The sequence below is a fragment of the Streptomyces sp. NBC_01723 genome, from assembly GCF_036246005.1.
Lineage (GTDB): Bacteria > Actinomycetota > Actinomycetes > Streptomycetales > Streptomycetaceae > Streptomyces.
This window is the reverse complement of the sequence record NZ_CP109171.1, coordinates 3,223,720-3,249,615: the sequence shown is the minus strand read 5'-3', so window position 1 is coordinate 3,249,615 and position 25,896 is coordinate 3,223,720. Positions and strand designations below refer to the sequence as shown.

Below are 25,896 nucleotides of genomic sequence, written 5' to 3'. Positions count from 1 at the left end.
TCCCGGACGGCCGCGTACGCTCGCGCCGTGGTTGATACGACGCCTTTGACCCGTGCCGTGGACGACTTCGCCGACCGGCTGCGGGCCGCCCCGCAGAGCAGACTCCAACGCGGCGCCGCCGCCGAGGCGCTGGAGCTGGCCAGGGAGCTGGCCCGGCGCGCCCAGCTGATCGAGGAACCGGGGGCCGAGCCCCGTCTGATGCCCGACGCGGGCATGTTCGCGGCCGCCGACCAGATCGCCGTCGCCGCACACGACTTGGCCCTCGTACTGACGGACGAGGGCCAGGTGGAAGAAGCGGCGGGGCTGGTGGAGGAGGCCCGCAAGCGGGCCGGGGTCTAGGGACTCGGTGCGGCAGTAGTCCTGTGTGCCAGGACTACAGGGACGCGATGACCCGGTCCGCCAGGATGTACACGTTCTCCTCGCCGCACGCGAAGGTCAGCGTGTAGGCGCCGGAGATCCCCGAGCCGCCGAGGAGGTACGGAGTCTGGCCGGCGCCCAGCGCGTCCGCCAGGCGCTCCGCGGTCTCGCGGTGGCCCGGGGTCATGCACAGGGTGGTGCCGTCGGAGAAGACGTACACGTCGAGGGTGCCCAGCGGCCCCGGACGGACGTCCGCGAGCGTGACGCCCGACTCGGCCAGCCCCTCCAGGGTGGCGACGGTCCGCTCGTGGTCGTTCACGGCCGGTGCCGGGTTCGGTACGAAGTCCGGGTGCGAGGGGTGCCGGCGGCGCGCGGCGGCCAGCTCGGCGGAGTCCCTCGGGCCGGCGAGGTCCTGCGCGGACGGCTCGTCGCTCTCCGCGACCGGCTCGATCACGGGCTCCAGCCCCACGAGGTCGGCCTGACGGGGCAGGAACAGCTCACTGTCGGTCAGCCCGAGCAGCAGCGGGGCGTCGGACGCGTCCCGCGACTCCTGGGCGGCCCAGAAGGCCCTCGCCTCGGCGAGTTCCCGCTCGCGCTCCTCGGCGAGCGCCTCCGCGACGGCGGCGCGTATCTCCTCGGCGTCGGCGGTGGTGCGGGCGGCCGGCACACGGCCCCGCGTTGCGGTTGCCCGGCTCTCGGCCAGCTCGGCGCGCAGGGCGGTCACCTGCCGGCGCAGCACCAGAATGCTGCGCAGGACGGCGACGCCCACGGCGCCGGTGGCGGCCGTGGTGAGCAGCAGGGCGATCGGCATGGCGCTCACTGACGTACTCCCGGTTCAAAGTCGACCCCCGACTTCCTACATCAGCTTGAAGGGAGGACTAACCGTCTGTCAGTGCGTAACGTCACGAAACGGACAGGACTTTGGGCCCGGTAGGGAGGGGTGTGGTTGGTCTGACCTGCGTAAATCAAGGGGGCGGGAGAGGTAGGTCACATCCTGGGGGAGATTGGGTCACAAAACGGCCCAGAACCCTGTGGTCACAGGGCCCCGGGCCGTGGCGTCACGCAGGGTCCCCCGGGCGCTACTGACAGTCCTTCAGTCACCCGCCCGGTACGGCCGTCAGCTCAGGCGCTCGATGACCATCGCCATGCCCTGGCCGCCGCCGACGCACATCGTCTCCAGGCCGAACTGCTTGTCGTGCCACTGGAGGGAGTTGATGAGCGTGCCGGTGATGCGGGCACCGGTCATGCCGAAGGGGTGGCCGACGGCGATGGCACCGCCGTTGACGTTCAGCTTCTCCAGCGGGATGCCGAGGTCGCGGTAGGAGGGGATGACCTGCGCGGCGAACGCCTCGTTGATCTCGACCAGGTCGATGTCGCCGATGCCCAGCCCGGCGCGGGACAGGGCCTGCTTGCTGGCCTCGACCGGGCCCAGGCCCATGATCTCGGGGGAGAGGCCGGAGACGCCGGTGGAGACGATCCGGGCGAGCGGGGTCAGGCCCAGCTCGCGGGCCTTGGTGTCGCTCATGATCACGAGGGCGGCGGCGCCGTCGTTGAGCGGGCAGCAGTTGCCGGCGGTGACCAGCCCGTCGGGGCGGAACACCGGCTTCAGGCCCTGTACGCCCTCCAGGGTGACGCCGGCGCGGGGGCCGTCGTCCTTGGCGACGACGGTGCCGTCGGGGAGGGTCACCGGGGTGATCTCGCGCTCCCAGAAGCCGTTCTTGATGGCTTCCTCGGCGAGGTTCTGGGAGCGGACGCCGAACTCGTCCATGTCCTGCCGGGTGACGCCCTTGGAGCGGGCGAGGTTCTCGGCGGTCTGGCCCATCGCGATGTACGGGTCGGGGACCAGGCCGTCCTCGCGCGGGTCGTGCCAGGTGGTGCCCTCCTGCCCGGCGACGGCGGCGGTACGGGCCTCCGCCTCGGCGAACAGCGGATTGCGCGTGTCCGGCAGGCTGTCGGAGTTGCCCTTGGCGAACCGGGAGACCATCTCGACGCCGGCCGAGACGAAGACGTCGCCCTCGCCGGCCTTGATGGCGTGCAGGGCCATGCGGGAGGTCTGCAGGGACGAGGAGCAGTACCGGGTGACGGTGCAGCCCGGCAGGTGGTCCATGCCCATCTCGACGGCGACGATACGGCCGAGGTTGTTGCCCTGCTCGCCGCCGGGCAGGCCGCAGCCGAGCATCAGGTCGTCGATGTCCCGGGGGTCGAGTTCCGGAACCTTGGCGAGCGCGGACTGGATGATCGTGGCGGCCAGGTCGTCGGGGCGCAGATCCTTCAGGGAGCCCTTGAAAGCGCGGCCGATGGGGGAGCGGGCGGCAGAAACGATCACGGCTTCGGGCATCACGGCTCCAGTGGAGAGGCGGTGGGCGGCTGCTGGGGAAGTTACCCGGACGTATGGCCTGGGTCACGGGTGTGGGGGTGTGACATGGACCGCAACTTTCTAAGCGCTTGCTTTTGCCTCCGGCGGTTGGACGTTGTCGGCGCGGGGCGTCGTGGTGGCCGTCGACCTGGGGGGGGCGCCCCCAGACCCCCGTCGGCCTGGACGGCCTCGTCCTCAAACGCCGGACGGGCTGAAGGAGGCCGCCGCAGCGGCACCCCGCCCCTACCTCGGCTGAGCCGACGGTGCGGGTTCTGCCTCCGACACCCTGCGGCGCCGGCGGCGCTTGAGCAGTGCCCACGGCCCCCGGGGCCCCGTCGGCATCGCCGCCGCGACCTCCGTGCCGGCCTCGGAGGCCGCTTCCGCCGCCGCCCGGGCCACCGGCAGGAAGCCCTCGCGGCGCAGGGCGTCGGGGTGCTCCTCCTCGGCCGGCCACAGGCCGAGCGCGGCGCACACCGACGGCAGGACGGCCATCGCGGCCGTGGCGTACCCCTCGGCGGAGGGGTGGTAGTTGTCGGGGCCGAACAGCTCGCGCGGGTTCTGCGCGAACTCCGGGCCCAGCAGGTCGCCCAGCGACACCGTGCGCCCGCCCTGCTCCACGACGCCGATGGTCTGCGCCGCCGCCAGCTGCCGCGAGGTGCGCCGGGCCACCCAGCGCAGCGGCTGCCGCACCCGCTCGATCGTGCCCAGGTCCGGGCAGGTGCCGACCACTACCTCCGCGCCGGCCGTGCGCAGCCGCCGTACCGCCGCCGACAGGTGCCGGACCGACTGGGTCGCCGGCATCCGGTGGGTGACGTCGTTGGCGCCGATCATGATCACGCAGATGTCGGGGACCCGGCCGTGCTCCGCGAGCACCAGCGCCACCTGCCGGTCCAGGTCGTCCGAACACGCCCCGGGCGCCGCGACCGAACCCAGGTCCACCGGCCGCTCGGCCACCGCCGCCAGCCCCGAGGCCAGCAGCGCGCCCGGTGTCTGGCCGGCCCGGTGCACACCCTGCCCGGCGGCCGTGGAATCGCCCAGCATCATCAGGCGCAGCGGCGGCTCACCGGCCGTCGGCAGGCCGTCCCCGTACAGCCCCTGCGCGTTCGGCACCCGGTCGGGCGTGCCGATGCCCACCCGGCGCCTGGCCAGCTGCACCTCCGCCAGCAGCAGACCGACCGCGGCCGCACCGGCCAGCCCGATGCCGCCGCCTCCGTAAGCCGCTCCCGTAGCGATCCGGCGCGCCACCCTCGCTCTGGACATGCTCGTCATACGTCGCCGCCACCTCCTTCAAGCCGTACACCCACTCCTTGCCCCGTACGGACGGTTGTCCAATCTCAACGGGGAGTGAACGACCGTCACGTGGCACGGGCGGGTGCACGGGGCGGGCAGGCCATAGGCTGGCCGGACCGATAAACGACCCATCCTTTGCGGCATCCGGAGACCACGGTGCATTTCCACGACTCGATGATCAGCCTCGTCGGCAACACCCCGCTGGTGCGGCTCAACAGCGTGACCAAGGGCCTGAGGGCTACCGTCCTGGCCAAGGTGGAGTACTTCAACCCGGGCGGCTCGGTGAAGGACCGCATCGCCCTGCGCATGATCGAGGCCGCCGAGAAGAGCGGAGAGCTGCAGCCCGGCGGCACGATCGTCGAGCCCACCAGCGGCAACACCGGCGTGGGCCTCGCGATCGTGGCCCAGCAGAAGGGCTACAAGTGCATCTTCGTCTGCCCTGACAAGGTGTCCACCGACAAGATCAACGTCCTGCGCGCGTACGGCGCCGAGGTCGTCGTCTGCCCGACCGCGGTCGACCCCGAGCACCCGGACTCCTACTACAACGTCTCCGACCGGCTGGTCCGCGAGACGCCGGGCGCCTGGAAGCCGGACCAGTACTCCAACCCGCACAACCCGCTCTCCCACTACCACTCCACGGGCCCCGAGCTGTGGGAGCAGACCGCGGGGAAGCTCACCCACTTCGTGACCGGTGTCGGCACCGGCGGCACCATCTCCGGCACCGGCCGGTACCTGAAGGAGATCAGCGACGGCGCCGTGCAGGTCATCGGCGCCGACCCCGAGGGCTCCGTCTACTCCGGCGGTTCCGGACGGCCGTACCTGGTCGAGGGCGTCGGCGAGGACTTCTGGCCGACCGCGTACGACCGGAACGTCGCCGACGAGATCGTCCCCGTCTCCGACAAGGACTCCTTCCAGATGACCCGCCGCCTCGCCAAGGAGGAGGGCCTGCTGGTGGGCGGCTCCTGCGGCATGGCGGTCGTCGCGGCGCTCGAGGTGGCGGCGCGGCTCGGCGAGGACGACGTGGTGGTCGTACTGCTGCCGGACAGCGGGCGCGGTTACCTCAGCAAGATCTTCAACGACGAGTGGATGGCCGACTACGGCTTCCTGGAGGACGCCGGCCCCAGCGCCCGCGTCGCCGACGTCCTGAACCACAAGGAGGGCGACTCGATCCCCTCCCTCGTCCACATGCACCCGGACGAGACGGTCGGTCAGGCCATCGAGGTGCTGCGCGAGTACGGCGTCTCGCAGATGCCCATCGTCAAGCCCGGCGCCGGCCACCCGGACGTGATGGCCGCCGAGGTCGTCGGCTCGGTCGTGGAACGCGAGCTGCTGGACGCCCTCTTCACCAAGCGCGCCTCGCTGGACGACCCGCTGGAGAAGCACATGTCCGCCCCGCTGCCGCAGGTCGGCTCCGGCGAGCCGGTCGAGGACCTGATGTCGGTGCTCGGCCGCGCCGACGCGGCGATCGTCCTCGTCGAGGGCAGGCCCACCGGCGTGGTGAGCCGTCAGGACCTGCTGTCCTTCCTGGCCCGCGGGAAGTAGAACCGGCGGTGTCCGCCGGGTGAATCCCCGATGCGCACCGCCGACTTGGCCCGCTCCGCGATCTTCGTGGACTTCGCGGAAGCGGTACGCGCACGTCACGTGCGCGCAGCAGTCGCTTAACACGCGACCGGCAGAGTATGCGGTGTCGGCGGGATTGGGAGCGGCTCCCCGGTCCGGCCGGCGCCGAACGGCGTCACGGACCTTCCGGAGCGGCTCCCGGACCTCCAAGGACGCCACGGACGCGCCGCCCCGGCCGTGAGGCCCGGCACCGCGCGTCCCCCGCGGGGACCGCCGTCGTCCCGCCCCCCAGTGATGGGGGTGCCGGCGGTCCCCGCGCAGTCTTCCGCCAGCCCCTCTGTCAGTCCTCCCAGGCGTCGTCCCGCCGGGCGCGGCGGCGTCCGAACAGGCCCGGGTTGGTGCGGGCGGCCTGTACGACGTTCACCCCGACGATGCCCGCCCAGGCGACCAGCAGTCCGGGGAGGTCGGCGACTCCGCCGCCGATCGCGGAGAGCGGGACGGCGAGCACCAGCGAGACGATGCCGAAGCCGAAGCGCTCGCCGAACGAGTCCGTGGACCTCGGCGTCCGGCTCTCCCGGGCCGTGGTCATCTGCTGCTCGGCGAACTGCCGGCGCACCCGGCGCTCGACCGCGCCGTCGATGCGCTGGTCGACCTTCTCCAGGAACGAGTCGACCAGCGCGGACTCGTACTCCTCGCCCAGCTCCCTGCGGGTCTGCAGGGTGGCGTCGAGTTCTTTCCTGAGGTCGGCGTCCCGCGCGTCCATTCCCGTCATGTCACTCAAGGTAGGCGGCCGGGGAGGCGGTGGCACTGGGGACAGCCCCCGTATCCGGTGGGGGATGTCCCGCAGGGGTCAGCGAGGACGGACGAGGTCACGCCCGCCCGATGCCGCCGGTGCTCGCGGCGTGGACCTGACGGACGAAGCGCCGCTGCCAGGGCACCTCGACGGCACGGGAGTGGTAGTTGCGCCGCACCCACCTGACCGCCTCCTCGGGGTCCATGCCCTCGAAGACGCAGATCGCGGACAGCGCGGTACCGGTCCGGCCGACGCCGCCCCCGCAGCAGACCTCCACGCGCTCGCCCGGCGCGCGCTCGTAGGCGTCGCGGAGCTTGCGCATCGCGTCCATCGGGTCGGCGGGGAGCCAGAAGTCCCGCCAGGGCACCCAGACCGACTCCCACGGCGGGCTGGGCGGCTCGTGATCCGTCAGGTGCACGGTGTACGTCGGCGTCTGCCCCTCCGGCAGGTCGTATCGGAGGCCGCGTCCCCTGAGCCTGCGGCCCGAGGGCAGCTCCACCAGCCCGGGGGTGCCGGCGTCCCATGATTCGGTCATCCGTCGTCCTGTTCCCTCGGTCCCGTCGCGCTCGGCATCGTGCCCTCCGGCGCCTGGATGTATAACGGTATGCAGTGACCGGGCGACGTGAATACACCTAGGGGGAGCAGGCCATGAGCGGGACCAGTGGGGCCGGCGCGAGTGGGGGGACGGGCGGGGCCGACAGCCCGGCCGCACGGCTCCAGGCGCTCTTCGAGGGGCACCGGCTGACGCCGACCCAGCGGCGCATCGCGCACAGCATGGTGCGCCGGGCGCCCGAGGTGCCCTTCCTGTCGAGCGTCGAGCTGGCCGAACTGGCCGGGGTCAGCCAGCCGTCGGTGACCCGCTTCGCCGTCGCCCTCGGCTTCGACGGCTACCCGGCGCTCCGCCGCCACCTGCGCGAGGTCGCCCCGGCGGAACCGGAAGCCGGCACCGCCTCCCGCAACGAGTACCAGCAGGCGGTGGCCGCGGAGATCGAGAACCTGCGGCATCTGGCGGAGGTGCTGGCCGACCCCGGGCCGGTGGCGGAGGCGGGCCGCCTGCTCGCCGGCAGCCGGCCGCTGCCGGTGCTCGGACTGCGGGCCGCCGCGGCCCAGGCGCACGGCTTCGCCTACTTCGCCGCGAAGGTCCACCCGGACGTCCGGCTGCTCAACGAGGGCGGCACGATGCTCCACGACCGCGTCGACGCCGCCGTCCGGGCCGGCGCCACCGCCCTGCTCTGCTTCGCCCTGCCCCGGCATCCGCGCGAGGTCGTCGACGCGCTCACCCACGCCAAGGAGGCCGGGCTCATGGTGGTGACGGTCGCCGACTCCGCCTTCGCGCCGGTCGCCAAGGTGTCCGACCTGCTGCTGCCCGCCGCCGTCGGCACGGGCCTCGCGTTCGACACCGCCTGCGCGCCGATGCTGCTGGGCCGGGTGCTGCTCGAGGCGATGTGCGACGACCTGCCGGACGCGCAGGCCCGGCTGGAGGAGTTCGACACCAAGGCCGCGGCGCGGGGGCTGTTCGTGGAGTGACCCGGACGGCTGACGCGTTCTCAGACTCGTCTCAGCTTGCCCCGTTACCGTGCGGCGCCTGACCCGCCCTTCAAACGTGTCGGACGGGCAGAAACGGGACGGGAGGCAGGACGTGGCGCGCGCAGGACAGGTGGGGCTGGCTCGGGTCGCCGTCGTCGTACGGGCGGGAGCCGCACCGCTGTGGTGGCTGGGCGTTCTCGCGGCGGGCGTCGGCGTGCTGGTGCCGGGGCTGACCGGGCGCCGGATCGGCGTACTGGCCGGCGCCGCGCTGTTCATGGTCGCGGCGGCCGCCGTGGCGTGGACGCGGCGCGGGCGCTACACGGCCCTGGCCGGTTCGGCCGCCCGCGCGGGCAGGCACGACGTGCTCCAGGACCGCGCGGTGACCCTGCGCAACTGGCGCCGGGGCCACCGCTGGTGGCTGCTCCTCGCCTTCCTCGCCGCCCTGGGCAGCGCCTTCGCCGTGCCCGCCGCGGGCGGACTGCTGATGGCCGGCTGCGGCGCGGGCCTGTGGCTCAAGTCCGCCTGGATCGGCCGCCGCGAACAGTCCGGCGAGGCCCTGCTGTGGGTCCGCGTGGACTGGCTCGCCGACAACACCGGCCGCCCGGCGGGCAAGACGGTCAGGGCCTACCGCAGCACGGGCATCGCGGCGGGCGACGCGGCCCCGGGCGGCGCGAGGCGCAAGGCCCCGACACTGGCCTGACGGCATCGTCAGGGGCGCGGGCCGGTGACCTCACGCGGCTCCGCCGCGTGGGCGCGCCCGGCAGCGACGCATACCCGGCCTACGCACGGCCGGTGCCCCCACGGCGAACGGCGGCGGTCAGCGCGTCGGCGTGACCCCCACCCGCCTCGGCCACGATCTCCTCAACGCGCTGCTCCTCCCGCACGGTGGCGAAGGAGACACCCCCGCCCCCGTCGGAGACGAACCCGTACACCCCGGGCCGCGCCAGCGAGTTGTACGCGTAGTGATGCGCGAAGTAGTACGCCCCCGTGTCCAGCGCCGCCGCGTAGTCCCCCTGCGCCAGCAACGGCATCGCCCGCCCCACGGCCAGCAGGTCGCCCGCGAAGCACGCCGGCCCCGCCACGTCCTGCACCACGTCGGGCCCCTCCTTCGGCAACCCCTTGCCGTCGTACGCGGCGATCCGCAGCGGCCACGCCCCCGGCGCGTACACCGTCCGCGTCGCGACCTGCACGCCCGCGTGCGTCACCGCGACCGGCCGCCCGCCCGCCCTCTTGGCGTACTCCACGCGCGCCACGACCGTGCCGTGCTTGGCCAGCAGGGACCGCCCGAACTCGGTGACCAGCCCGTAGCGCCCGTCGAACAGCCCCGGCACCGCCTCGCGCAGCGCGCGCGCGTACTCGGCGTACGTCGGTGACTCCTCGTCCGACGCGAAGTTCACCGGCAGCCCGCCGCCGATGTCCAGGGTGTCGACCTGCTGCCGCCCGGCCCGCTCGTTGATCTCCTCGGCGAGGGCGTACGACGCCGCCACGCCCTCGGCCATCAGGGTGAGCGGGATGCCCTGGGACCCGGTGTGGGTGTGCAGCCGGGTCAGCCACGGCCGGTCCAGGTAGGCCCGCACCACCCACTCCCGCGCCCCCTCGTCCCGCAGCGCAACGCCGAACTTCGAGGTCGCGGTCGCCGTCGAGAGGGCCTCGATGGAACCCCCGCCAACCTGCGGGTTCACCCGGATTCCGAGGGGCGAGGCGGTGTCGGGTACGGCCTTCACCAGGGCGTCGAGGCGCTCCAGTTCCTGGGGGTTGTCCGCGTTGACCGCGATCCCCAGCTCCAGCGCCTCCCGCAGCTCGGCCGGCGTCTTCGCGGGCGAGTCCAGCACCGTCCGCTCCGCCGGCACCCCCGCGGCCCGGGCCAGCGCCAGCTCGCCGGGGCTGGCCACCTCCACGCCGATGCCCTCCTCGTGCAACAGCCGCACCACCGGGACCAGCGGGGTCGCCTTGACCGCGAAGGCGTGCAGCACGGGCGTACCGGGCGCCGTCACCGCGTCGAACGCCGCCCGCAGGGCCGCCGCCGACTCCCGGATCCCGGCGACGTCGAGGAGCCCGACGATCGGAACGTCCGGCCCGAGCAGCCCCTGCTCCACCGCGGCCCGCACCGCCCCGTCCCGCCGCGCGGCCCGCTCCGTCCCCGTGCCGTCGAGGTCACCGCTCATGCCCGTGCCGTCGCTCACGCGATCCTCCCTGTCGTCGCAGCCTGCCTACGCGTCCAGCCCCACACTCGCACGCGCCCGGCGCGGGACACGAACGTATTGACTAGTTCTATTCACGAAGCGAGTATGTGAATATCCGTAGCAATAATCCGCCCGGGAGCAAGCCACCAGGAGGCAGACCATGTCCGGACCCCGCGCCGTCCGAGCGCCACGCGGTACGACGCCGAGCGCCTTGGGCTGGCAGCAGGAGGCCGCCCTGCGGATGCTGCAGAACAACCTCGACCCCGAGGTCGCCGAGCACCCCGACAAGCTCGTCGTCTACGGCGGCACGGGCAAGGCGGCCCGCGACTGGCGCTCCTTCGACGCCATGGTCCGCACCCTGGAGAAGCTCAAGCAGGACGAGACGATGCTCGTCCAGTCCGGCCGACCGGTCGGCGTCATGCAGACCCACGAGTGGGCCCCGCGCGTCCTCATCGCCAACTCCAACCTCGTCGGCGACTGGGCCACCTGGGAGGAGTTCCGCCGCCTGGAGGCCCTCGGCCTGACCATGTACGGGCAGATGACGGCCGGCTCCTGGATCTACATCGGCACCCAGGGCATCCTCCAGGGCACCTACGAGACCTTCGCCGCCGTCGCCGCCAAGAAGTTCGGCGGAACCCTCGCCGGCACCATCACCCTCACCGCCGGCCTCGGCGGCATGGGCGGCGCCCAGCCCCTCGCCGTCACCATGAACGACGGCGTCGTGATCTGCGTCGACTGCGACCCGCGCGCCATCGACCGGCGCATCGAGCACCGCTACCTCGACGTGCGGGCCGACTCCCTCGACCACGCCCTCCAGCTGGCCACCGAGGCCCGGGACCGGCGTAAGCCGCTGTCCATCGGTGTCCTCGGCAACGCCGCCGAGCTGGTCCCGCAGCTGCTCGCCATGGGCGCCCCCATCGACATCGTCACCGACCAGACCTCGGCCCACGACCCGCTGGCCTACCTGCCCACCGGGATCGCCTTCGAGGACATGGCCGACGCCGCCCTCGAGGACCCGGCGGGCTTCACCACCCGCGCCCGCGAGTCCATGGCCCGGCACGTCGAGGCCATGGTCGGCTTCCAGGACGCCGGCGCCGAGGTCTTCGACTACGGCAACTCCATCCGCGGCGAGGCCCAGCTCGCCGGATACGACCGGGCCTTCGCCTTCCCCGGCTTCGTCCCCGCCTACATCCGCCCCCTCTTCTGCGAGGGCAAGGGCCCCTTCCGCTGGGCCGCCCTGTCCGGCGACCCCGCCGACATCGCCAAGACCGACAAGGCGATCCTCGACCTCTTCCCGGAGAACGAGTCGCTGGCCCGCTGGATCAAGATGGCGGGGGAGCGGGTCCACTTCCAGGGCCTGCCCGCCCGGATCTGCTGGCTCGGCTACGGCGAGCGCGACAAGGCCGGTGAGCGCTTCAACGACATGGTCGCGAGCGGTGAGCTGGCCGCGCCGATCGTCATCGGCCGCGACCACCTCGACTGCGGCTCCGTCGCCTCCCCGTACCGCGAGACCGAGTCGATGCTCGACGGCTCCGACGCCATCGCCGACTGGCCGCTGCTCAACGCCATGGTCAACGTGGCCTCCGGTGCCTCCTGGGTCTCCCTCCACCACGGCGGCGGCGTCGGCATGGGCCGCTCCATCCACGCCGGCCAGGTGACGGTCGCCGACGGCTCCGCACTCGCCGGGGAGAAGATCCGCCGCGTCCTCACCAACGACCCCGGCATGGGCGTCATCCGGCACGTCGACGCCGGGTACGACATCGCCGAGTCGGTCGCCGGGGAGCGGGGCGTGCGGGTGCCGATGCGCGAGGGCCGCGAGGGTGGCGCCGCGTGAGCTTCCACAGCACGTGGGCGGAGCTGCTGCCGATCGGCCGCAGCTCCGCCTCCGGCGGCTACCGCCGCTACGCCTGGACGGGCGCCGACGCCGACTGCCGCACCTGGTTCCAGGAGCAGGCCGAGGCGCGCGGGCTGGCCTACGAGACCGACCGCAACGGCAACCAGTGGGCCTGGCTCGGTGACCCGGCCGCCGGGGACGCCGTCGTCACCGGGTCCCACCTGGACTCCGTGCCCGACGGCGGCGCCTTCGACGGGCCCCTCGGTGTCGTCTCCGCCTTCGCCGCCCTGGACGAACTGCGCGGGAGGGGATCGCGGTTCACCAGGCCGCTCGGCATCGTCAATTTCGGCGACGAGGAGGGCGCCCGCTTCGGCCTGGCCTGCGTCGGCTCCCGGCTCACCGCGGGGGCACTCACCGTGGAACAGGCCCACCGGCTGACCGACGGGGACGGCATCACCCTCCCGCGGGCCATGGAGGACGCCGGCCACGACCCGGACGCCCTCGGCCCGGACCCCGAGCGGCTCGCCCGCATCGGCGCCTTCGTCGAACTCCACGTCGAGCAGGGCCGCGCCCTCGACCTGTCCGGCGACCGGATCGGCATCGCCTCCGCCATCTGGCCGCACGGACGCTGGCGGTTCGACTTCCGGGGCGAGGCCAACCACGCCGGCACCACCCGCCTCGCCGACCGCCGCGACCCGATGCTGTCCTACGCCGAGACCGTCCTCGCCGCCCGCCGCGAGGCCGAACTCGCGAGGGCCGTCGCCACCTTCGGCAAGATCAGTGTGGAGCCCAACGGCGTCAACGCCATCCCGTCCCTGGTCCGCGGCTGGCTCGACTCCCGCGCCGCCGACCAGCAGAGCCTGGACGCCGTGGTCACCGGGGTGGAGCGGGCGGCCCGCGAGTACGCCGCGGCCCACGGAGCCGACCTCGACGTCGTCCGCGAGTCCTTCACGCCCGTCGTCGAGTTCGACCACGCCCTGCGCGACGAACTCGCCCGCATCCTGGGCGGCGCGACGGAACTGAAGGTCCCCGTGCTCGGCACCGGCGCCGGACACGACGCCGGAATCCTCTCCGACCGCATCCCGACCGCCATGCTGTTCGTACGCAACCCCACCGGCGTCTCGCACTCCCCGGCCGAGTACGCGGCCGAGGACGACTGCGTGGCCGGGGTGAACGCACTCGCCGACGCACTGGAAGGGCTGGCCTGCACGTGACCCCCACCGAGCGGACCCGGACCTACTGGCTGGAGCACGCCTGGCTCGGCACGCACGTCGAGCCGGGCGTCGCCGTGGAGGTGGCGGACGGCCGCATCACCGCCGTCCGCCAGGACACGCCCACCCCGCCCCCCGGCGCCGAGATCCTGCGCGGACTGACGCTGCCCGGCCTGGCCAACGCCCACAGCCACGCCTTCCACCGGGCCCTGCGCGGCACCGTCCAGGTCGGCTCCGGCACCTTCTGGACCTGGCGCGAGGTCATGTACTCCGTCGCCGACCGGCTGAACCCGGACACCTACCGAGACCTGGCCCGCGCGGTGTACGCCGAGATGGCGCTGGCCGGCATCACCACCGTCGGCGAGTTCCACTACGTCCACCACGCGCCCGGCGGCACCCCCTACGCCGACCCCAACGCGATGGGCGAGGCGCTGATCGAGGCCGCCGCCGAGGCCGGCATCCGCATCACCCTCCTGGACACCTGCTACCTGTCGGCCGGCTTCGGCGAGCCCCCGAACACCCACCAGCGCCGCTTCTCCGACGGGACGGCGGACGCCTGGGCGCGACGCTCTTCACTTCTCAAGGAACGGGATCACGCACGGATCGGGGCCGCGATCCACTCCGTACGGGCCGTGCCCGCGGACCAGCTGGCGACCGTGGCGCGCTGGGCCGGGGATCGGCAGGCCCCGCTGCACGTGCACCTGTCCGAGCAGACCGCCGAGAACGACGCCTGTCACCGGGTCCACGGCCGCACCCCCACCCGCCTGCTGGCCGACCACGGCGTGCTGGGGGAGCGCACCACCGGCGTCCACAGCACCCACCTCACGGACGAGGACGTCGCCCTGCTCGGCGGCAGCCGCACCGGCACCTGCATGTGTCCCACCACGGAACGGGACCTCGCCGACGGCATCGGCCCCGCGGCCGCCCTCCAGCGGGCGGGCTCGCCCCTCTCCCTGGGCTCCGACAGCCACGCCGTCGTCGACCTGCTGGAAGAGGCGCGGGCCATGGAGCTGAACGAGCGCCTGCGCACCCGCACCCGCGGCCACTGGACCGCCGCCGCACTGCTGCGCGCCGCCACCGCCGACGGCCACGCCGCCCTCGGCTGGGACGACACCGGCCGGATCGAGACCGGCGCCCGCGCCGACCTCGCGACGGTCGCCCTCGACTCGGTCAGGACGGCGGGGCCGCTGCCCAGGCTCGGCGCCGAGACGGCCGTATTCGCCGCGACGGCAGCGGACGTACGGCACACGGTCGTGGGCGGACGGCACGTCGTACGCGACGGGGCGCACACCCTCGTACCCGAGGTGCCGCGGGCCCTCGCGCGGGCCGTGGAAGCCCTGCGCGCCCAGCCATCACCCAACCCCGCCCCCACGAGGACGCCACGGACGCCATGAGTACCAGCACCGTCATCACCAACATCGCCGCACTCGTCACCAACGACCCCTCCCTCGGTGACAGCTCCCCGCTCGGACTGGTCCGGGACGCGGCCGTCGTCATCGACGGCGACCGCGTCGCGTGGACCGGTGAATCAAGCAGAGCACCCGCCACTGACAACCGGGTCGACGCCGGGGGCCGGGCGGTCCTGCCCGGCTTCGTGGACTCGCACTCGCACCTCCTCTTCGGCGGCGACCGCACCGAGGAGTTCAACGCCCGCATGTCCGGCCGCCCCTACGGCGCCGGCGGCATCCGCACCACCGTCGCCGCCACCCGCGCCGCCAGCGACGCGGAACTGGAGGCGGGTCTCACCCGCTACCTCGCGGAGGCCCTGCGCCAGGGCACGACGACCTTCGAGACCAAGTCCGGCTACGGCCTGACCACCGCCGACGAGTCCCGCGCCCTGCGCGTCGCCGCCCGCCACACCGACGAGGTCACCTTCCTCGGCGCGCACATCGTCGCCCCCGAACTCGCCGACGACCCCGCCGCCTACGTCGCCCTCGTCACCGGCGAGATGCTCGACGCCTGCGCGCCGCACGCCCGCTGGATCGACGTGTTCTGCGAGAAGGGCGCCTTCGACGGCGACCAGGCCCGCGCGATCCTCACCGCGGGCAGGGCCAGGGGCCTGCACCCCCGCGTCCACGCCAACCAGCTCTCCTACGGCCCGGGCGTCCAGCTCGCGGTCGAACTCGACGCCGCCAGCGCCGACCACTGCACCCACCTCACCGACGCCGACGTGGACGCGCTGGCGGGCGGCAGGACGGTCGCCACGCTGCTGCCGGGCGCCGAGTTCTCCACCCGCGCCGAGTGGCCGGACGCCCGGCGCCTGCTCGACGCGGGGGTCACGGTCGCGCTGTCCACCGACTGCAACCCGGGGTCGTCCTTCACGTCCTCGGTGCCGTTCTGCGTCGCGCTCGCGGTGCGGGACATGGGGATGACGCCGGACGAGGCGGTCTGGTCGGCCACCGCGGGCGGCGCCGCCGCGCTGCGCCGTGACGACGTCGGCCGCCTCACGCCGGGCGCGTACGCCGATCTGACGCTCCTCGACGCCCCGAGCCACGTGCACCTCGCCTACCGGCCGGGCGTGCCGCTGGTCAGCGGGGTCTGGCGGCGCGGCGTACGCGTGGTCTGAGCAGCCCGAAGGGGGGCGGCCCGGCCTCGGACCACCCCCCTGGAGGGCAAGCGTCGTCCGGTGAGGATCACTCCTCGACCGTGAGCCCCTTGCGCAGCCGCACGAGCGTGCGCGACAACAGCCGCGACACGTGCATCTGGGAGATGCCCAGCTCCTCGCCGATCTCCGACTGGGTCATGCCCGCGACGAAGCGGAGGGAGAGGATCTTCCGGTCCCGGGCGGGCAGCTCGGCGATCAGCGGCTTCAGCGACTCGACGTACTCGATGCCCTCGAGCCCGTGGTCCTCGTAGCCGATCCGGTCGGCGAGCGCACCCTCGGCGTCGTCCTCCTCCGGCTGGGCGTCCAGCGAGGAGGCGGTGTAGGCGTTCGACGCCGCCATGCCCTCGACGACCTCGTCCCGGGTCAGGCCGAGGTGCTCGGCCAGCTCGGTCACGGTGGGGGCGCGGTCGAGCCGCTGGGCCAGCTCGTCGCCCGCCTTGGCGAGGTCGAGCCGCAGCTCCTGGAGGCGGCGCGGGACGCGCACGGACCACGAGGTGTCGCGGAAGAAGCGCTTGATCTCGCCGATGATGGTCGGCATCGCGAACGTGGGGAACTCCACACCGCGCGACAGCTCGAAGCGGTCGATCGCCTTGATCAGGCCGATCGTGCCGACCTGGATGATGTCCTCCATCGGCTCGCTGCGCGAGCGGAAGCGGGAGGCGGCGAACTTGACCAGAGCCAGGTTCAGCTCGACGAGCGTGTTGCGTACGTACGCGTACTCGTAGGTGCCTTCCTCCAGCGACTCCAGTCGCCCGAAGAGGGTCTTGGACAGAGCCCTGGCGTCCGCCGGAGCGACCTCGTCGTACGCGGGGATGTCCGGAAGCCCGGCGAGTGCGCCGTCGTGGTCGACGACGGCGTCGGGGTGCTCGATGGGATCCAGATGTTCCGGAAGGAGTGCCGACGTCGCTTCTTGGGTACGCGATCCGTCGAGCCGGGGTGACATGGTGTCCTCCATCGTTCTCGGCATACGGCTGCCGAAGCCAATTGCGTGCACTGCGGTGTGCGGCGCCTCCAAAGCCGGCCGTGTCGTTTTACGTGTCCACCTAGGCCTACCGGGTTTACCGAGGCGATCGCAAGTGTGCTCTGTACGCTTATGTCCGTTTGTGTGCGGTTGTTCGGGTGTCGGAGTGCGTGCGGAAGGCGTAGTGTTCGAGGTCGTCAGCAAGCAGTCATGACCTCGGGAGAGAGAAACGGCATGGACCGCGGGACGGTCGGCAGTGCCCAGTCGGGCCGGCTTCTGGTCGAGGTACGGGAAGAGGGCCCCAGCGCCGTCGTGACCCCGGCGGGTGAGTTGGATCACCACACCGCCGAGCTGTTGCGCGAGCCGCTGGAGGAGTGCCTCGCCAAGGGATTCAATCGCCTTGTCGTCGACTGCTCGCGCCTGGAGTTCTGCGACTCCACGGGACTCAACGTCCTGCTCGGCGCGCGGCTGAAGGCGGAGGCCGCAGGGGGCGGTGTGCATCTGGTGGCCATGCAGCCGGTGGTGGCCCGTGTCTTCGAGATCACGGGGGCCGAAGCGGTCTTCACGCTGCACGACACGCTTGCGGCCGCCCTGGCCGACGAGTCCGGCTGAGCCGGTTCTTGTCCGGCCGTCGGCGGGTTTCGTGCGCCTCACGGGACGGGCGTTTTCGCCTCGTCCCGTGTTTCGTGTCGATTGCAGGGGTGTTCGGACGGCCCGGTCGGGCAGGAGAGACCCTGAGTCGGCTGTACGACGTTCCTGTCCAAGACTTGAAATGTGAACTGGTGGATCGGTGAGGTGAAGCGCTGATGAGCACCACCCGGCCCTACTCGCCGGGCGACCGCGGTCCGGAGTCCGGCGGCGCTTCCGGGGCGCCCGAGGGGGGCGTGCCCGGAACCGGGGAGTCCGAGGGCGGCGTGCCCGCCGGGCAGGCCGCCGTGATGGGCGCTCCCGTACCCGCGGGCGCGGCCCCGGCGGCTTCCGGGAGCGCGGCTCACGCCCCGCCCGGCCCCGTCTCGGAGGGCGGGCGGCAGGTCCGCCTGCTGAACTTCGAGGACGCGAGCGGGGTCGTCCCGCTCGCCCGTGACTTCACCCGCGAGGCGCTGTACGCGTGGGGCTGGCTGCCCTCCGCCACCGCGGACCAGCGGGCCGCCGCCGAGGACGTACTGCTCGTGGTGTCCGAGCTGGTCACCAACGCCTGTCTGCACGCCGAGGGACCGGACGAGCTGCGGATCACCTGTGAGAAGAAGGTGATCCGGGTGGAGGTATCCGACCGCGGTACCGGCCAGCCGGCGCCGCGCACCCCGCACCGGGCCGGAAGGCCCGGCGGACACGGCATGTTCATCGTGCAGCGGCTGTGCCTGGACTGGGGCGTCGTACGGACACCGGGGGTGGCCGGCAAGCGGGTGTGGGCGGAGCTGGGCGCACCGGCCTAGTCCGGGTTCGTTTTTCCCCCGCCGGCGCTCGCCCTGTCCCGGTCCGGGATCGCGACGCCCGCCGGTGCGTCGCTGCGGCCGTAGTGGTGGGTCGTGAACATGTACAGGAGACCCACCGCCAGCACGATGCCGCCGCTGAGCAGCACGATCCAGTTGTCGTACCAGGGCACGTCCGGCGTGCGCGGCCAGGAGATGTTGATGATGGCGAAGAGGCCGTAGGCGAGCGCCCCGACGTTCACCAGCATCCCCCAGCGACCCATCCGGAACTCCCCGCCCGGCCGCCAGCCCTTGAGCCGGGCCCGCAGCGCGGCGAGGACGACCATCTGGAACGCCGCGTAGATGCCGAGGATCGCGAACGAGACGATCTTGGTGAGGGCGTCCTCGGAGATCAGCGAACCCACCGCGATCAGCGCCGGGATGACGGCGGCGAGCAGCAGCGCGTACTCGGGCACCGCGCGCTTCGGTGAGAACGTCCGCAGCAGCTTGTGGCCGATGATCATCTCGTCCCGGGCGTACGAGTAGATCAGCCGCCCCGCCGCGGCCTGGAGGCTGATCGTGCAGGACAGGAACGAGATCAGCACCACGGCCATCACCAGCCGCGCGCCGGCCTCCCCGAGGGCGTCGAACAGCACCCGGACCACCGGGTCGGAGTCCTCGCCCGAGATCACCGCCCGGTAGTCCACGACCGCCAGCAGCAGCGTCAGACAGGTGAACGTCGCCGCCGCCCCGCCGACGTAGATGGTGCGCCGCATCGCCTTGGGGATGACCTTGCCGGGATGCGCCACCTCCTCGGCGACGTCCCCGCACGCCTCGAAACCGTAGTACTGGTAGAAGCCGATGATCGCCGCCCCCAGGAAGACGGGCAGGTAGGAGCCGTCGCCGGCGGCGCCGTAGTCGTCGAAGAGGACGCCGAGCCCGTGGAAGCGGTGCGTGGTGAGCAGGATGATGCCGACGGCGAGCGCGCCGATCAGCTCCGCGCTGAAGCCGATCAGCGCGGCCCACGACAGGGCCTTGGTGCCGGCGTAGTTGATGAGCACGGCGATGACGATCAGGGCGATCGTGCACAGCACCGTGGTGTGCACGGTGGCGTCGTAGCCGAGCAGGATGGCGATGTAGGGCCCGGCACCGTAGGCGACCGAGGTGATCGTGACGAGCAGCGCCCAGAGGTACACCCACCCGGTCATCCACGCCCAGCGCTTGCCCCACAGCCGCCGCGCCCACGGGTAGACGCCGCCCGCGATCGGGTACTGCGCGACGACCTCGCCGAAGACCAGGGCGACGAGGAACTGACCGCAGCCCGCCAGCACGAACGCCCAGATCATCGGCGGGCCGCCGTCGGCGAGGGCCGTGCCGAACAGGGTGTACGTGCTCACGACCGGGGACAGATAGGTGAAGCCGAGGGCGAAGTTCGCCCACGGGCCCATCTCCTTGCGGAACTCCGACTCGCCCTCCTGGGGGCCGGATTCCGCGGCGCCGCCCGGCGTCGCCGGCTGGGTCACCGCTCCTGTCCTTCCGTCGTCAGCGGACGCGGGGCGGGCCGGGCGGTGATGAGGTCCGCCGCGCGCTCGGCGGCCAGCAGCACCGTGATCATCGGGTTGATCGTCGGCATCGTGGGGAAGACGGACGCGTCCACGACCCGCAGCCCGTCGTGCCCGCGCAGCCTGAGCTGCGGATCGAGCACCGCGAGCGGATCGTCGTCGGCGCCCATCCGGCAGGTCCCCGCCGGGTGGTACACGGTGTGCGCGGCGCGGCGCCCGTACTCGGAGAGGTCCGCGTCCGACGTCACGTCCGGGCCGGGGGCCACCTCGCGCAGCAGCCAGTCGCTGAGCGGGGCGGTGGCCGCCACCTCGCGGGCGATCCGCAGACCGTCGACGACGGTGCGCTCGTCGTGTCCGTCCGGGTCGGTGAAGTAGCGGAAGTCCAGCGCCGGTTTGACCTCCGGGTCGGCGCTGGTCAGCCACATGCGGCCGACGGAGCGGGCGCGCGGCACGTTCGGCGTCATGCAGACGCCGTGCTGCGGGGCCGGGTAGCCAAGCCGTTCGGTGTTGACCGTGAACGGCACCTGGTAGAAGTGGAACATCAGGTCCGGGCGGGGGCCGCCCGCCGGGTCGCGGCGTACGAAGAGGCCGGCGTCGGAGTCCATGGCCGAGTTGGGCGGCAGCGGTCCGCGGGTCTCCCACACGATCACCGACTCGGCGTGGTCCAGCAGGTTCTCGCCCACCCCGGGCAGGTCCGCGCGGACCTCGATGCCCAGGTCGCGCAGGTGGTCGGCGGGGCCGATGCCGGAGAGCATGAGCAGCCGCGGCGTGTCGATGGCCCCGGCGCACAGCAGGACCTCCGCCTCGGCCTCCAGGGTCGACAGGGAGCCGTCGGGGTTGCGGACCTGGACGCGGGTGAAGCGGCCCTCGCCGTCGGGCAGCAGCCGGTACGCCCAGGTCTCCAGACGCAGCGTCAGGTTGGGCCGGTTCAGGACGGGGTGCAGGTAGGCGACCGAGGCCGAGGAGCGGATGTTGGTCTCCGGGTCGTACGCCAGGGAGAAGAAGCCGGTGCCGTCGGTGAACGGACGGGCGTTGAAGTCCTCCACGACCGGGACACCGAGCCGCGCGGCGGCGGCGGTGACGAAGTCCTGGGCGATCGGATTGCGGTCGGCGGCGCCGACGGGAACGATCGTGTTCTGCAGCCGCTGCCGGTACGGCAGGATCGTCTCGGGCCCCCAGCCGTCGCAGCCGCGGGCCGCCCACTCGTCGAGGTCCTCGGGGAACGGCAGGAAGCTGATCAGCGTGTTGTGCGAGGAGCAGCCGCCGAGCACGCGGGCGCGGGAGTGCAGGATGTGCGAGTTGCCGCGCGGCTGTTCCACGGTGGTGTAGCCGTAGTCGAACTCGGAGCCGAGCAGGTTGATCCAGTTGCGCAGCCGCAGGATGCGCTCGTCGCCGACGTCGCTGGGACCTCCCTCCACCACGCAGACCCGGCAGGCCGGGTCCTCGCTCAGTCGCGCGGCCAGCACCGAGCCCGCCGTGCCGCCACCGATGATCACGTAGTCGTAGGTCGTCGTCTCGTCGTCCATGCGTCGCCCTCTCTCGCCCTGTCCGGTCAGCCCTTGAACCAGCCGGAAGGGGCCGGCCGCAGGTTCTGGTAGATGTGCTTGGCCTCCTGGTACTCGCGCAGCCCGGTGGGTCCCAGCTCCCGGCCGATGCCGGAGCGGCCGAAGCCGCCCCACTCCGCCTGGGGCAGGTAGGGGTGGAAGTCGTTGATCCAGACGGTGCCGTGCCGCAGCCGTCCGGCGACCCGCTGGGCGCGGGACGCGTCGCTCGTCCAGACGCCGCCGGCCAGCCCGTACCGCGTGTCGTTGGCGAGTTCCACGGCCTCGTCCTCGGTGCGGAAGCGTTCCACCGTGACGACGGGCCCGAAGACCTCCTCCTGCACGATGCGCATGGAGCGGTCGCAGTCGGCGTAGATCGTGGGCAGCAGGAAGAAGCCGCGGGAGAGTTCCGGGTCGTCCGGCCGGGTGCCGCCGCAGACCAGGCGGGCGCCCTCGTCGCGGGCGATCTCCAGGTAGCTCTCCACCTTCGCGCGGTGCTCCGCCGAACTGAGCGGCCCGCTCTCGGTCGCCGGGTCGAGGCCGCTGCCCAGCCGGATGGTCCGCGCGCGGGCGGCCAGCCGCTCCACGAACCGGTCGTGCAGCTCGTCCTGCACGATCAGCCGCGACCCGGCCGAGCAGACCTGCCCCGAGTGCAGGAACGCGGCGTCGAGCGCGTAGTCGAGGGCGGCGTCGAAGTCGCAGTCGGCGAAGACCACGTTGGGGTTCTTGCCGCCCAGCTCCAGCGCGAGGTTCTTCACGCCCGGCGCGCACGCCTCCATGATCCGGCGCCCGGTGGCCAGGCCGCCGGTGAAGGAGACCAGGTCCACGTCCTCGTGGGCGGACATCGCCGCGCCCACGGTGGAGCCCGGGCCGAGCACCAGGTTGGCGACGCCGGGCGGGGCCCCCGCCTCGGCGATCAGGCGGACCATGTGGATGGTGGACAGCGGGGTCGTCTCGCTGGGCTTGAGCACGAAGGTGTTGCCCGCGGCCAGGGCCGGGGCGACCTTCCAGGACGCCTGGAGCATCGGGTAGTTCCACGGCGCGATCAGCGCGCAGACCCCGATGGGCTGGTAGACGACCCGGCTGAGCACGTCGGGGCCCACGTCCACGATCCGGCCGCCGTCCTTGTCGGCGATCTCGGCGAAGTAGCGGAACGCGTTGGAGACGTCCTCCACGTCGATCCGCGCCTCTTTGAGGGTCTTGCCGGTGTCCAGCGACTCGACGTGGGCGATCTCCTCCTGGTCGCGCAGCAGGAACTGCGCCACCCTGAGCAGCACGTCGGCCCGCTCGCGGGTGGGCGCCGACGACCAGTCGCCCCGGTCGAAGGCCCGCCGGGCGGCCCGTACGGCGAGGTCGACGTCGGCCTCGTCCGCCTCGGCGACCTGCTGCACGACGGACGCGTCGAACGGGTTGACCACGTCCCGCCGCGCCCCGCCCACGGCGCCGGTCCACTCTCCGTCGACGAACAGTTCCGACATCGCGGCTCCCTCGCTCTCGTACCCGTCCGGTGCCGCACCGCCAAACCGGCGCGGCACACGCCGCCCACCAACATCGTCCGTACGGCTCACATCGGCCACGTGGACGCACCGGGGGAGGGAGGGGCGGGCGGGGATCAGACCTGGTTGGGCTAGAGAGAGGGGGCCGGGGCGGCCGTCGGGCGCCCGGCCGCGGTCGCCCGGCGAGCGCCTCAGGACCGCGCCGGCACCACCGGCCGGTGCCGCAGGGTCACGACGCCGTCGCGACGGGGTTGGCCTCGCCGCCGGAGACGATGTGGCGCAGGCAGGACAGGTCCAGGGACGTGCCGGACGGCCCGTCGTCGATGATCTTGTTGAGCCGGCCGAGCAGGAAGTCCGGCGTGAACGTCGTCGTCGCCTGGTGGGCGTCGATCAGCTCCAGGAAGCGCAGCGGGGCGGCGAGCAGTCTCCGGCGAGGTCAGCAGCAGGACGGCTCCGACGGAGAGCGGAAGCAGGTGTGCTTCGAGAAGCGCGGCGACGTGGTCGTACGAGATCCAGTTGAGGGTGATGTCCCGCGAGGTCAGCGACTGTGTGCCTCCCGCGAGGTCAGCGACTGCGTGCCGGCCTTCGCGGCCATGGAGGCCAGCAGATTGCCGTGGGTGAGCCGGACGGCCTTGGCGGCGCTGGTGGAACCGGAGGTGAGGACGAGGAGGGCGACGTCGTCGGGGGCGGCCGGGGCGAGCGGAACCGTGCCCGGGCCGGCGTCCGTGGCGGTGCCCGTGTCGTCCGGTGCCAGGTCCTCCAGGGTGACGACCGACAGGTCCCGCACGGCGGGCAGTTCCTCGCGGGTCGGGGCGTCGGTGACGAGGAGCGGCCCGTCGAGCAGGGTGTCGACAAGGCCGAGTCGGGCCGCCCGGCGCTGCGGATCGCTGCGCAGGGGGACCGGCGGACACACCGTGATCCCGCCGAGCAGGCACGCCCACAGGGCCGGGAGGAAGTCCTCGGGCCGCTCGAGGAGCAGCGCGACGGTCCGGTCCCTGGTCACTCCGGACTTCCGCAGCCGGGCGAGCAGCCGCAGCGACTACCGCAACAGCTCCGGATACGTCTGGAGCCGGAAGTCGAGCGGCCGGTCCGCGGAACCGTAGCGCACCCCGTGCTCCGGGAACCGCGCCGCGGCCCCGGTCAGCAGTGCTCCCAGGCCGGTCGTCATCGTGCCCCCTCCAGTGCGGCGACGTTCCGGGTCACCCAGGCGGCGATGGAGCGGGTGGGCGAACCGGGGGTGAAGAGTGCGGCCACGCCCATCTCGCGCAGTGCCGGGATGTCGGCCTCCGGGATGATCCCGCCGCCGAAGACGGTGATGTCCCGCGCGCCGGCCTCGTCGAGGAGCCTGAGGACCTCGGCGAAGAGCGTCATGTGAGCGCCGGAGAGCACCGACAGGCCGATGCCGGCGGCGTCCTCCTGAATGGCGGTGTCCACGATCTGGCGCGGGGTCTGGTGGAGCCCCGTGTAGATGACCTCGACGCCCGCGTCCCGCAAGGCGCGAGCGATGACCTTCGCTCCTCGGTCGTGCCCGTCGAGGCCGGGCTTGGCGATCACGACCCGGATCGGCGTGTCCATCGGATTCCCCCTGTCTTCTGCTGTGCGGTGCGATGCCTCAGGTGGTCGCGGGGCGGTAGGTGCCCCAGATCTCGCGGAGCGCGTTGCAGACCTCGCCCACGGTGGCGCGGGCCCTGAGTGCGTCCTTCATCGGGTAGAGGACGTTGTCGGTGCCTTCCGCGGCCTTCTTCAGCGCGGCCAGCGCCGTATCGACCGCTTCCTGGTCGCGTTCGGCGCGGAGTTTGGCGAGGCGTTCGGCCTGCTGCGCCTCGATGGCCGGGTCGACGCGGAGGGGCTCGTACGGCTCCTCCTCGTCGAGCTGGAAGCGGTTGACGCCGACGACGACGCGCTCGCCGGAGTCGGTCTCCTGGGCGACCCGGTACGCGGAGCGCTCGATCTCGCCCTTCTGGAAGCCGTGCTCGATGGCGTTGACCGCGCCGCCGAGCTCCTCCACCTTGGCCATCAGCTCCAGGACGGCGTCCTCGACGTCGTCGGTCATCTTCTCCACGACGTAGGAGCCGGCGAAGGGGTCCACGGTGGCGGTCACGTCGGTCTCGTAGGCGAGGACCTGCTGGGTGCGCAGGGCCAGGCGCGCCGACTTGTCGGTGGGCAGCGCGATGGCCTCGTCGAAGGAGTTGGTGTGCAGCGACTGCGTACCGCCCAGAACCGCGGCGAGTCCCTGCACGGCGACGCGGACCAGGTTGACCTCGGGCTGCTGGGCGGTCAGCTGCACACCCGCCGTCTGCGTGTGGAAACGCAGCATCAGCGACTTCGGATCACGCGCGCCGAACTCCTCGCGCATCACCCGCGCCCAGATCCGGCGGGCCGCGCGGAACTTGGCGACCTCCTCCAGGATCGTCGTACGCGCCACGAAGAAGAACGACAGACGGGGCGCGAAGTCGTCCACGTCCATCCCGGCCGCGACCGCCGTGCGCACGTACTCGATACCGTCCGCCAGCGTGAACGCGATCTCCTGCGCGGGCGAGGCACCCGCCTCCGCCATGTGGTAGCCGGAGATCGAGATCGTGTTCCACTTCGGGATCTCGGCCCGGCAGTACTTGAAGATGTCCGCGATCAGCCGCAGCGACGGCTTCGGCGGGAAGATGTGCGTCCCCCGCGCGATGTACTCCTTCAGCACGTCGTTCTGGATCGTGCCGGTCAGCCGGTCCGCACTCACCCCCTGCTCCTCCGCCACCAGTTGGTACAGCAGGAGCAGCAGCGCGGCCGGGGCGTTGATCGTCATCGACGTCGACACCCGGTCCAGCGGGATGCCGCCGAACAGCACCCGCATGTCGTCCACCGAGTCGACCGCCACACCGACCTTGCCGACCTCACCGTGCGCGATCGGCGCGTCGGAGTCGTGACCCATCTGGGTGGGCAGATCGAAGGCCACCGACAGACCCATGGTGCCGTTGGCGATCAACTGCTGGTAACGGGCGTTCGACTCCGTCGCCGTACCGAAACCCGCGTACTGACGCATCGTCCACGGCCGGCCCGTGTACATCGACGGGTACACACCCCGGGTGAAGGGGTACCTCCCCGGCTCGCCCAGCCGCTCGGCCGGGTCCCAGCCCTCCTGGGCGTCGGGCCCGTAGACCGGTTCGATGGGCAGTCCGCTCTCGGTGGACCGAGCACTGCCCGACTCGCGCGACATACG

24 protein-coding genes are annotated in these 25,896 nt (G+C 72.6%); 10 read left to right on the top strand and 14 right to left on the bottom strand.

What is annotated here, in order from left to right; genetic code table 11:
* Positions 1-27: 27 nt before the first annotated feature.
* Positions 28-339: a hypothetical protein gene (locus OIE75_RS15015; RefSeq protein WP_234961090.1), complete on the top strand. Its 312-nt coding sequence runs from the start codon at positions 28-30 to the stop codon at positions 337-339.
* 34 nt (positions 340-373) lie between these two features.
* Here the strand turns inward: OIE75_RS15015 and OIE75_RS15010 are convergent, their stop codons facing one another.
* The 3 genes from OIE75_RS15010 to OIE75_RS15000 form a co-directional block, all read right to left on the bottom strand.
* Positions 374-1,177 (bottom strand): hypothetical protein, encoded by an 804-nt coding sequence (locus tag OIE75_RS15010; RefSeq protein ID WP_125491354.1) that lies wholly within the window; start codon positions 1,175-1,177, stop codon positions 374-376.
* Between the two features lie 297 nt (positions 1,178-1,474).
* Complete coding sequence (locus OIE75_RS15005) at positions 1,475-2,695, bottom strand: acetyl-CoA C-acetyltransferase (RefSeq protein WP_329471191.1); 1,221 nt, start codon at positions 2,693-2,695, stop codon at positions 1,475-1,477.
* 261 nt (positions 2,696-2,956) lie between these two features.
* Positions 2,957-3,982: an SGNH/GDSL hydrolase family protein gene (locus tag OIE75_RS15000; RefSeq protein ID WP_307012769.1), complete on the bottom strand. Its 1,026-nt coding sequence runs from the start codon at positions 3,980-3,982 to the stop codon at positions 2,957-2,959.
* 177 nt (positions 3,983-4,159) lie between these two features.
* On the opposite strand from OIE75_RS15000, the gene OIE75_RS14995 reads away from it, so the two are divergent.
* Positions 4,160-5,545, top strand: coding sequence for a cystathionine beta-synthase (locus tag OIE75_RS14995; protein ID WP_307012768.1), 1,386 nt, complete (start codon positions 4,160-4,162; stop codon positions 5,543-5,545).
* Between the two features lie 358 nt (positions 5,546-5,903).
* On the opposite strand, the gene OIE75_RS14990 is transcribed toward OIE75_RS14995, so the two are convergent.
* Together OIE75_RS14990 and OIE75_RS14985 are read right to left on the bottom strand one after the other, a co-directional pair.
* Complete coding sequence (locus OIE75_RS14990; protein ID WP_329473994.1) at positions 5,904-6,326, bottom strand: hypothetical protein; 423 nt, start codon at positions 6,324-6,326, stop codon at positions 5,904-5,906.
* Positions 6,327-6,432: 106 nt separating this feature from the next.
* Complete coding sequence (locus OIE75_RS14985; protein ID WP_329471190.1) at positions 6,433-6,891, bottom strand: protein-tyrosine phosphatase family protein; 459 nt, start codon at positions 6,889-6,891, stop codon at positions 6,433-6,435.
* Between the two features lie 113 nt (positions 6,892-7,004).
* On the opposite strand from OIE75_RS14985, the gene OIE75_RS14980 reads away from it, so the two are divergent.
* Entirely contained in the window at positions 7,005-7,883 is an 879-nt protein-coding gene (locus tag OIE75_RS14980) for a MurR/RpiR family transcriptional regulator (protein WP_307012766.1), read from the top strand.
* Between the two features lie 112 nt (positions 7,884-7,995).
* Entirely contained in the window at positions 7,996-8,583 is a 588-nt protein-coding gene (locus OIE75_RS14975; RefSeq protein ID WP_307012765.1) for a hypothetical protein, read from the top strand.
* A 79-nt stretch (positions 8,584-8,662) separates the two neighbouring features.
* Here OIE75_RS14975 and OIE75_RS14970 read toward each other — a convergent pair whose 3' ends face one another.
* Positions 8,663-10,048 carry a diaminopimelate decarboxylase gene (locus OIE75_RS14970; RefSeq protein ID WP_329473993.1) on the bottom strand — a complete coding sequence of 462 codons (1,386 nt, stop codon included), beginning with the start codon at positions 10,046-10,048 and terminating at the stop codon, positions 8,663-8,665.
* Between the two features lie 178 nt (positions 10,049-10,226).
* Here OIE75_RS14970 and hutU point away from each other — a divergent pair, with 178 nt between their 5' ends.
* The 4 genes from hutU to hutI are packed head-to-tail and all read left to right on the top strand — an operon-like array spanning position 10,227 to position 15,677.
* The gene (hutU, locus tag OIE75_RS14965) at positions 10,227-11,900 is read left to right on the top strand and encodes a urocanate hydratase (RefSeq protein ID WP_329471189.1); all 1,674 of its coding nucleotides are present in this window, start codon (positions 10,227-10,229) and stop codon (positions 11,898-11,900) included.
* Positions 11,897-13,114: an allantoate amidohydrolase gene (locus OIE75_RS14960; RefSeq protein ID WP_329471188.1), complete on the top strand. Its 1,218-nt coding sequence runs from the start codon at positions 11,897-11,899 to the stop codon at positions 13,112-13,114. Before hutU ends, OIE75_RS14960 begins: the two co-directional genes overlap by 4 nt.
* Positions 13,111-14,505, top strand: a complete 1,395-nt coding sequence (locus OIE75_RS14955; protein ID WP_329471187.1) for a formimidoylglutamate deiminase — start codon at positions 13,111-13,113, stop codon at positions 14,503-14,505. Before OIE75_RS14960 ends, OIE75_RS14955 begins: the two co-directional genes overlap by 4 nt.
* Positions 14,502-15,677, top strand: coding sequence for an imidazolonepropionase (gene hutI, locus OIE75_RS14950; RefSeq protein ID WP_307012760.1), 1,176 nt, complete (start codon positions 14,502-14,504; stop codon positions 15,675-15,677). The genes OIE75_RS14955 and hutI overlap by 4 nt, the downstream gene beginning before the upstream one ends.
* A gap of 67 nt (positions 15,678-15,744) precedes the next feature.
* Here the strand turns inward: hutI and OIE75_RS14945 are convergent, their stop codons facing one another.
* Positions 15,745-16,659: an RNA polymerase sigma factor SigF gene (locus OIE75_RS14945; protein WP_373462966.1), complete on the bottom strand. Its 915-nt coding sequence runs from the start codon at positions 16,657-16,659 to the stop codon at positions 15,745-15,747.
* Between the two features lie 252 nt (positions 16,660-16,911).
* Here OIE75_RS14945 and OIE75_RS14940 point away from each other — a divergent pair, with 252 nt between their 5' ends.
* Entirely contained in the window at positions 16,912-17,289 is a 378-nt protein-coding gene (locus tag OIE75_RS14940) for an STAS domain-containing protein (protein WP_122617044.1), read from the top strand.
* 194 nt (positions 17,290-17,483) lie between these two features.
* Positions 17,484-18,110, top strand: coding sequence for an ATP-binding protein (locus OIE75_RS14935; protein WP_329471186.1), 627 nt, complete (start codon positions 17,484-17,486; stop codon positions 18,108-18,110).
* Here the strand turns inward: OIE75_RS14935 and OIE75_RS14930 are convergent.
* The 7 genes from OIE75_RS14930 to OIE75_RS14900 form a co-directional block, all read right to left on the bottom strand.
* A complete protein-coding gene (locus OIE75_RS14930; RefSeq protein WP_329471185.1) occupies positions 18,107-19,609 on the bottom strand; it encodes an APC family permease in 1,503 nt (500 codons plus the stop codon). The genes OIE75_RS14935 and OIE75_RS14930 overlap by 4 nt on opposite strands.
* Positions 19,606-21,174, bottom strand: a complete 1,569-nt coding sequence (locus OIE75_RS14925; RefSeq protein WP_329471184.1) for a GMC family oxidoreductase — start codon at positions 21,172-21,174, stop codon at positions 19,606-19,608. Before OIE75_RS14925 ends, OIE75_RS14930 begins: the two co-directional genes overlap by 4 nt.
* 26 nt (positions 21,175-21,200) lie before the next feature.
* Positions 21,201-22,667, bottom strand: a complete 1,467-nt coding sequence (locus OIE75_RS14920; RefSeq protein ID WP_329471183.1) for an aldehyde dehydrogenase family protein — start codon at positions 22,665-22,667, stop codon at positions 21,201-21,203.
* A 556-nt stretch (positions 22,668-23,223) separates the two neighbouring features.
* Positions 23,224-23,703, bottom strand: coding sequence for an AMP-binding protein (locus tag OIE75_RS14915; protein ID WP_329473991.1), 480 nt, complete (start codon positions 23,701-23,703; stop codon positions 23,224-23,226).
* Between the two features lie 21 nt (positions 23,704-23,724).
* A complete protein-coding gene (locus OIE75_RS14910) occupies positions 23,725-23,853 on the bottom strand; it encodes a hypothetical protein (protein WP_329471182.1) in 129 nt (42 codons plus the stop codon).
* Positions 23,850-24,260, bottom strand: coding sequence for a cobalamin B12-binding domain-containing protein (locus OIE75_RS14905; RefSeq protein WP_307012750.1), 411 nt, complete (start codon positions 24,258-24,260; stop codon positions 23,850-23,852). The genes OIE75_RS14910 and OIE75_RS14905 overlap by 4 nt, the downstream gene beginning before the upstream one ends.
* A 37-nt stretch (positions 24,261-24,297) precedes the next feature.
* A complete protein-coding gene (locus OIE75_RS14900; protein ID WP_329471181.1) occupies positions 24,298-25,893 on the bottom strand; it encodes an acyl-CoA mutase large subunit family protein in 1,596 nt (531 codons plus the stop codon).
* Between the last annotated feature and the right edge of the window lie 3 nt (positions 25,894-25,896).

Bases quoted from the DNA above. Each gene is read 5' to 3' on its own strand.
- OIE75_RS15005 (WP_329471191.1), bottom strand. From the start codon at position 2,695: ATGCCCGAAGCCGTGATCGTTTCTGCCGCCCGCTCCCCCATCGGCCGC.
- OIE75_RS15000 (WP_307012769.1), bottom strand. From the start codon at position 3,982: ATGACGAGCATGTCCAGAGCGAGGGTGGCGCGCCGGATCGCTACGGGA.
- OIE75_RS14990 (WP_329473994.1), bottom strand. From the start codon at position 6,326: ATGGACGCGCGGGACGCCGACCTCAGGAAAGAACTCGACGCCACCCTG.
- OIE75_RS14985 (WP_329471190.1), bottom strand. From the start codon at position 6,891: ATGACCGAATCATGGGACGCCGGCACCCCCGGGCTGGTGGAGCTGCCC.
- OIE75_RS14980 (WP_307012766.1), top strand. From the start codon at position 7,005: ATGAGCGGGACCAGTGGGGCCGGCGCGAGTGGGGGGACGGGCGGGGCC.
- OIE75_RS14970 (WP_329473993.1), bottom strand. From the start codon at position 10,048: ATGAGCGGTGACCTCGACGGCACGGGGACGGAGCGGGCCGCGCGGCGG.
- hutU (WP_329471189.1), top strand. From the start codon at position 10,227: ATGTCCGGACCCCGCGCCGTCCGAGCGCCACGCGGTACGACGCCGAGC.
- hutI (WP_307012760.1), top strand. From the start codon at position 14,502: ATGAGTACCAGCACCGTCATCACCAACATCGCCGCACTCGTCACCAAC.
- OIE75_RS14945 (WP_373462966.1), bottom strand. From the start codon at position 16,659: ATGTCACCCCGGCTCGACGGATCGCGTACCCAAGAAGCGACGTCGGCA.
- OIE75_RS14940 (WP_122617044.1), top strand. From the start codon at position 16,912: ATGGACCGCGGGACGGTCGGCAGTGCCCAGTCGGGCCGGCTTCTGGTC.
- OIE75_RS14935 (WP_329471186.1), top strand. From the start codon at position 17,484: ATGAGCACCACCCGGCCCTACTCGCCGGGCGACCGCGGTCCGGAGTCC.
- OIE75_RS14925 (WP_329471184.1), bottom strand. From the start codon at position 21,174: ATGGACGACGAGACGACGACCTACGACTACGTGATCATCGGTGGCGGC.
- OIE75_RS14920 (WP_329471183.1), bottom strand. From the start codon at position 22,667: ATGTCGGAACTGTTCGTCGACGGAGAGTGGACCGGCGCCGTGGGCGGG.
- OIE75_RS14910 (WP_329471182.1), bottom strand. From the start codon at position 23,853: ATGACGACCGGCCTGGGAGCACTGCTGACCGGGGCCGCGGCGCGGTTC.
- OIE75_RS14905 (WP_307012750.1), bottom strand. From the start codon at position 24,260: ATGGACACGCCGATCCGGGTCGTGATCGCCAAGCCCGGCCTCGACGGG.
- OIE75_RS14900 (WP_329471181.1), bottom strand. From the start codon at position 25,893: ATGTCGCGCGAGTCGGGCAGTGCTCGGTCCACCGAGAGCGGACTGCCC.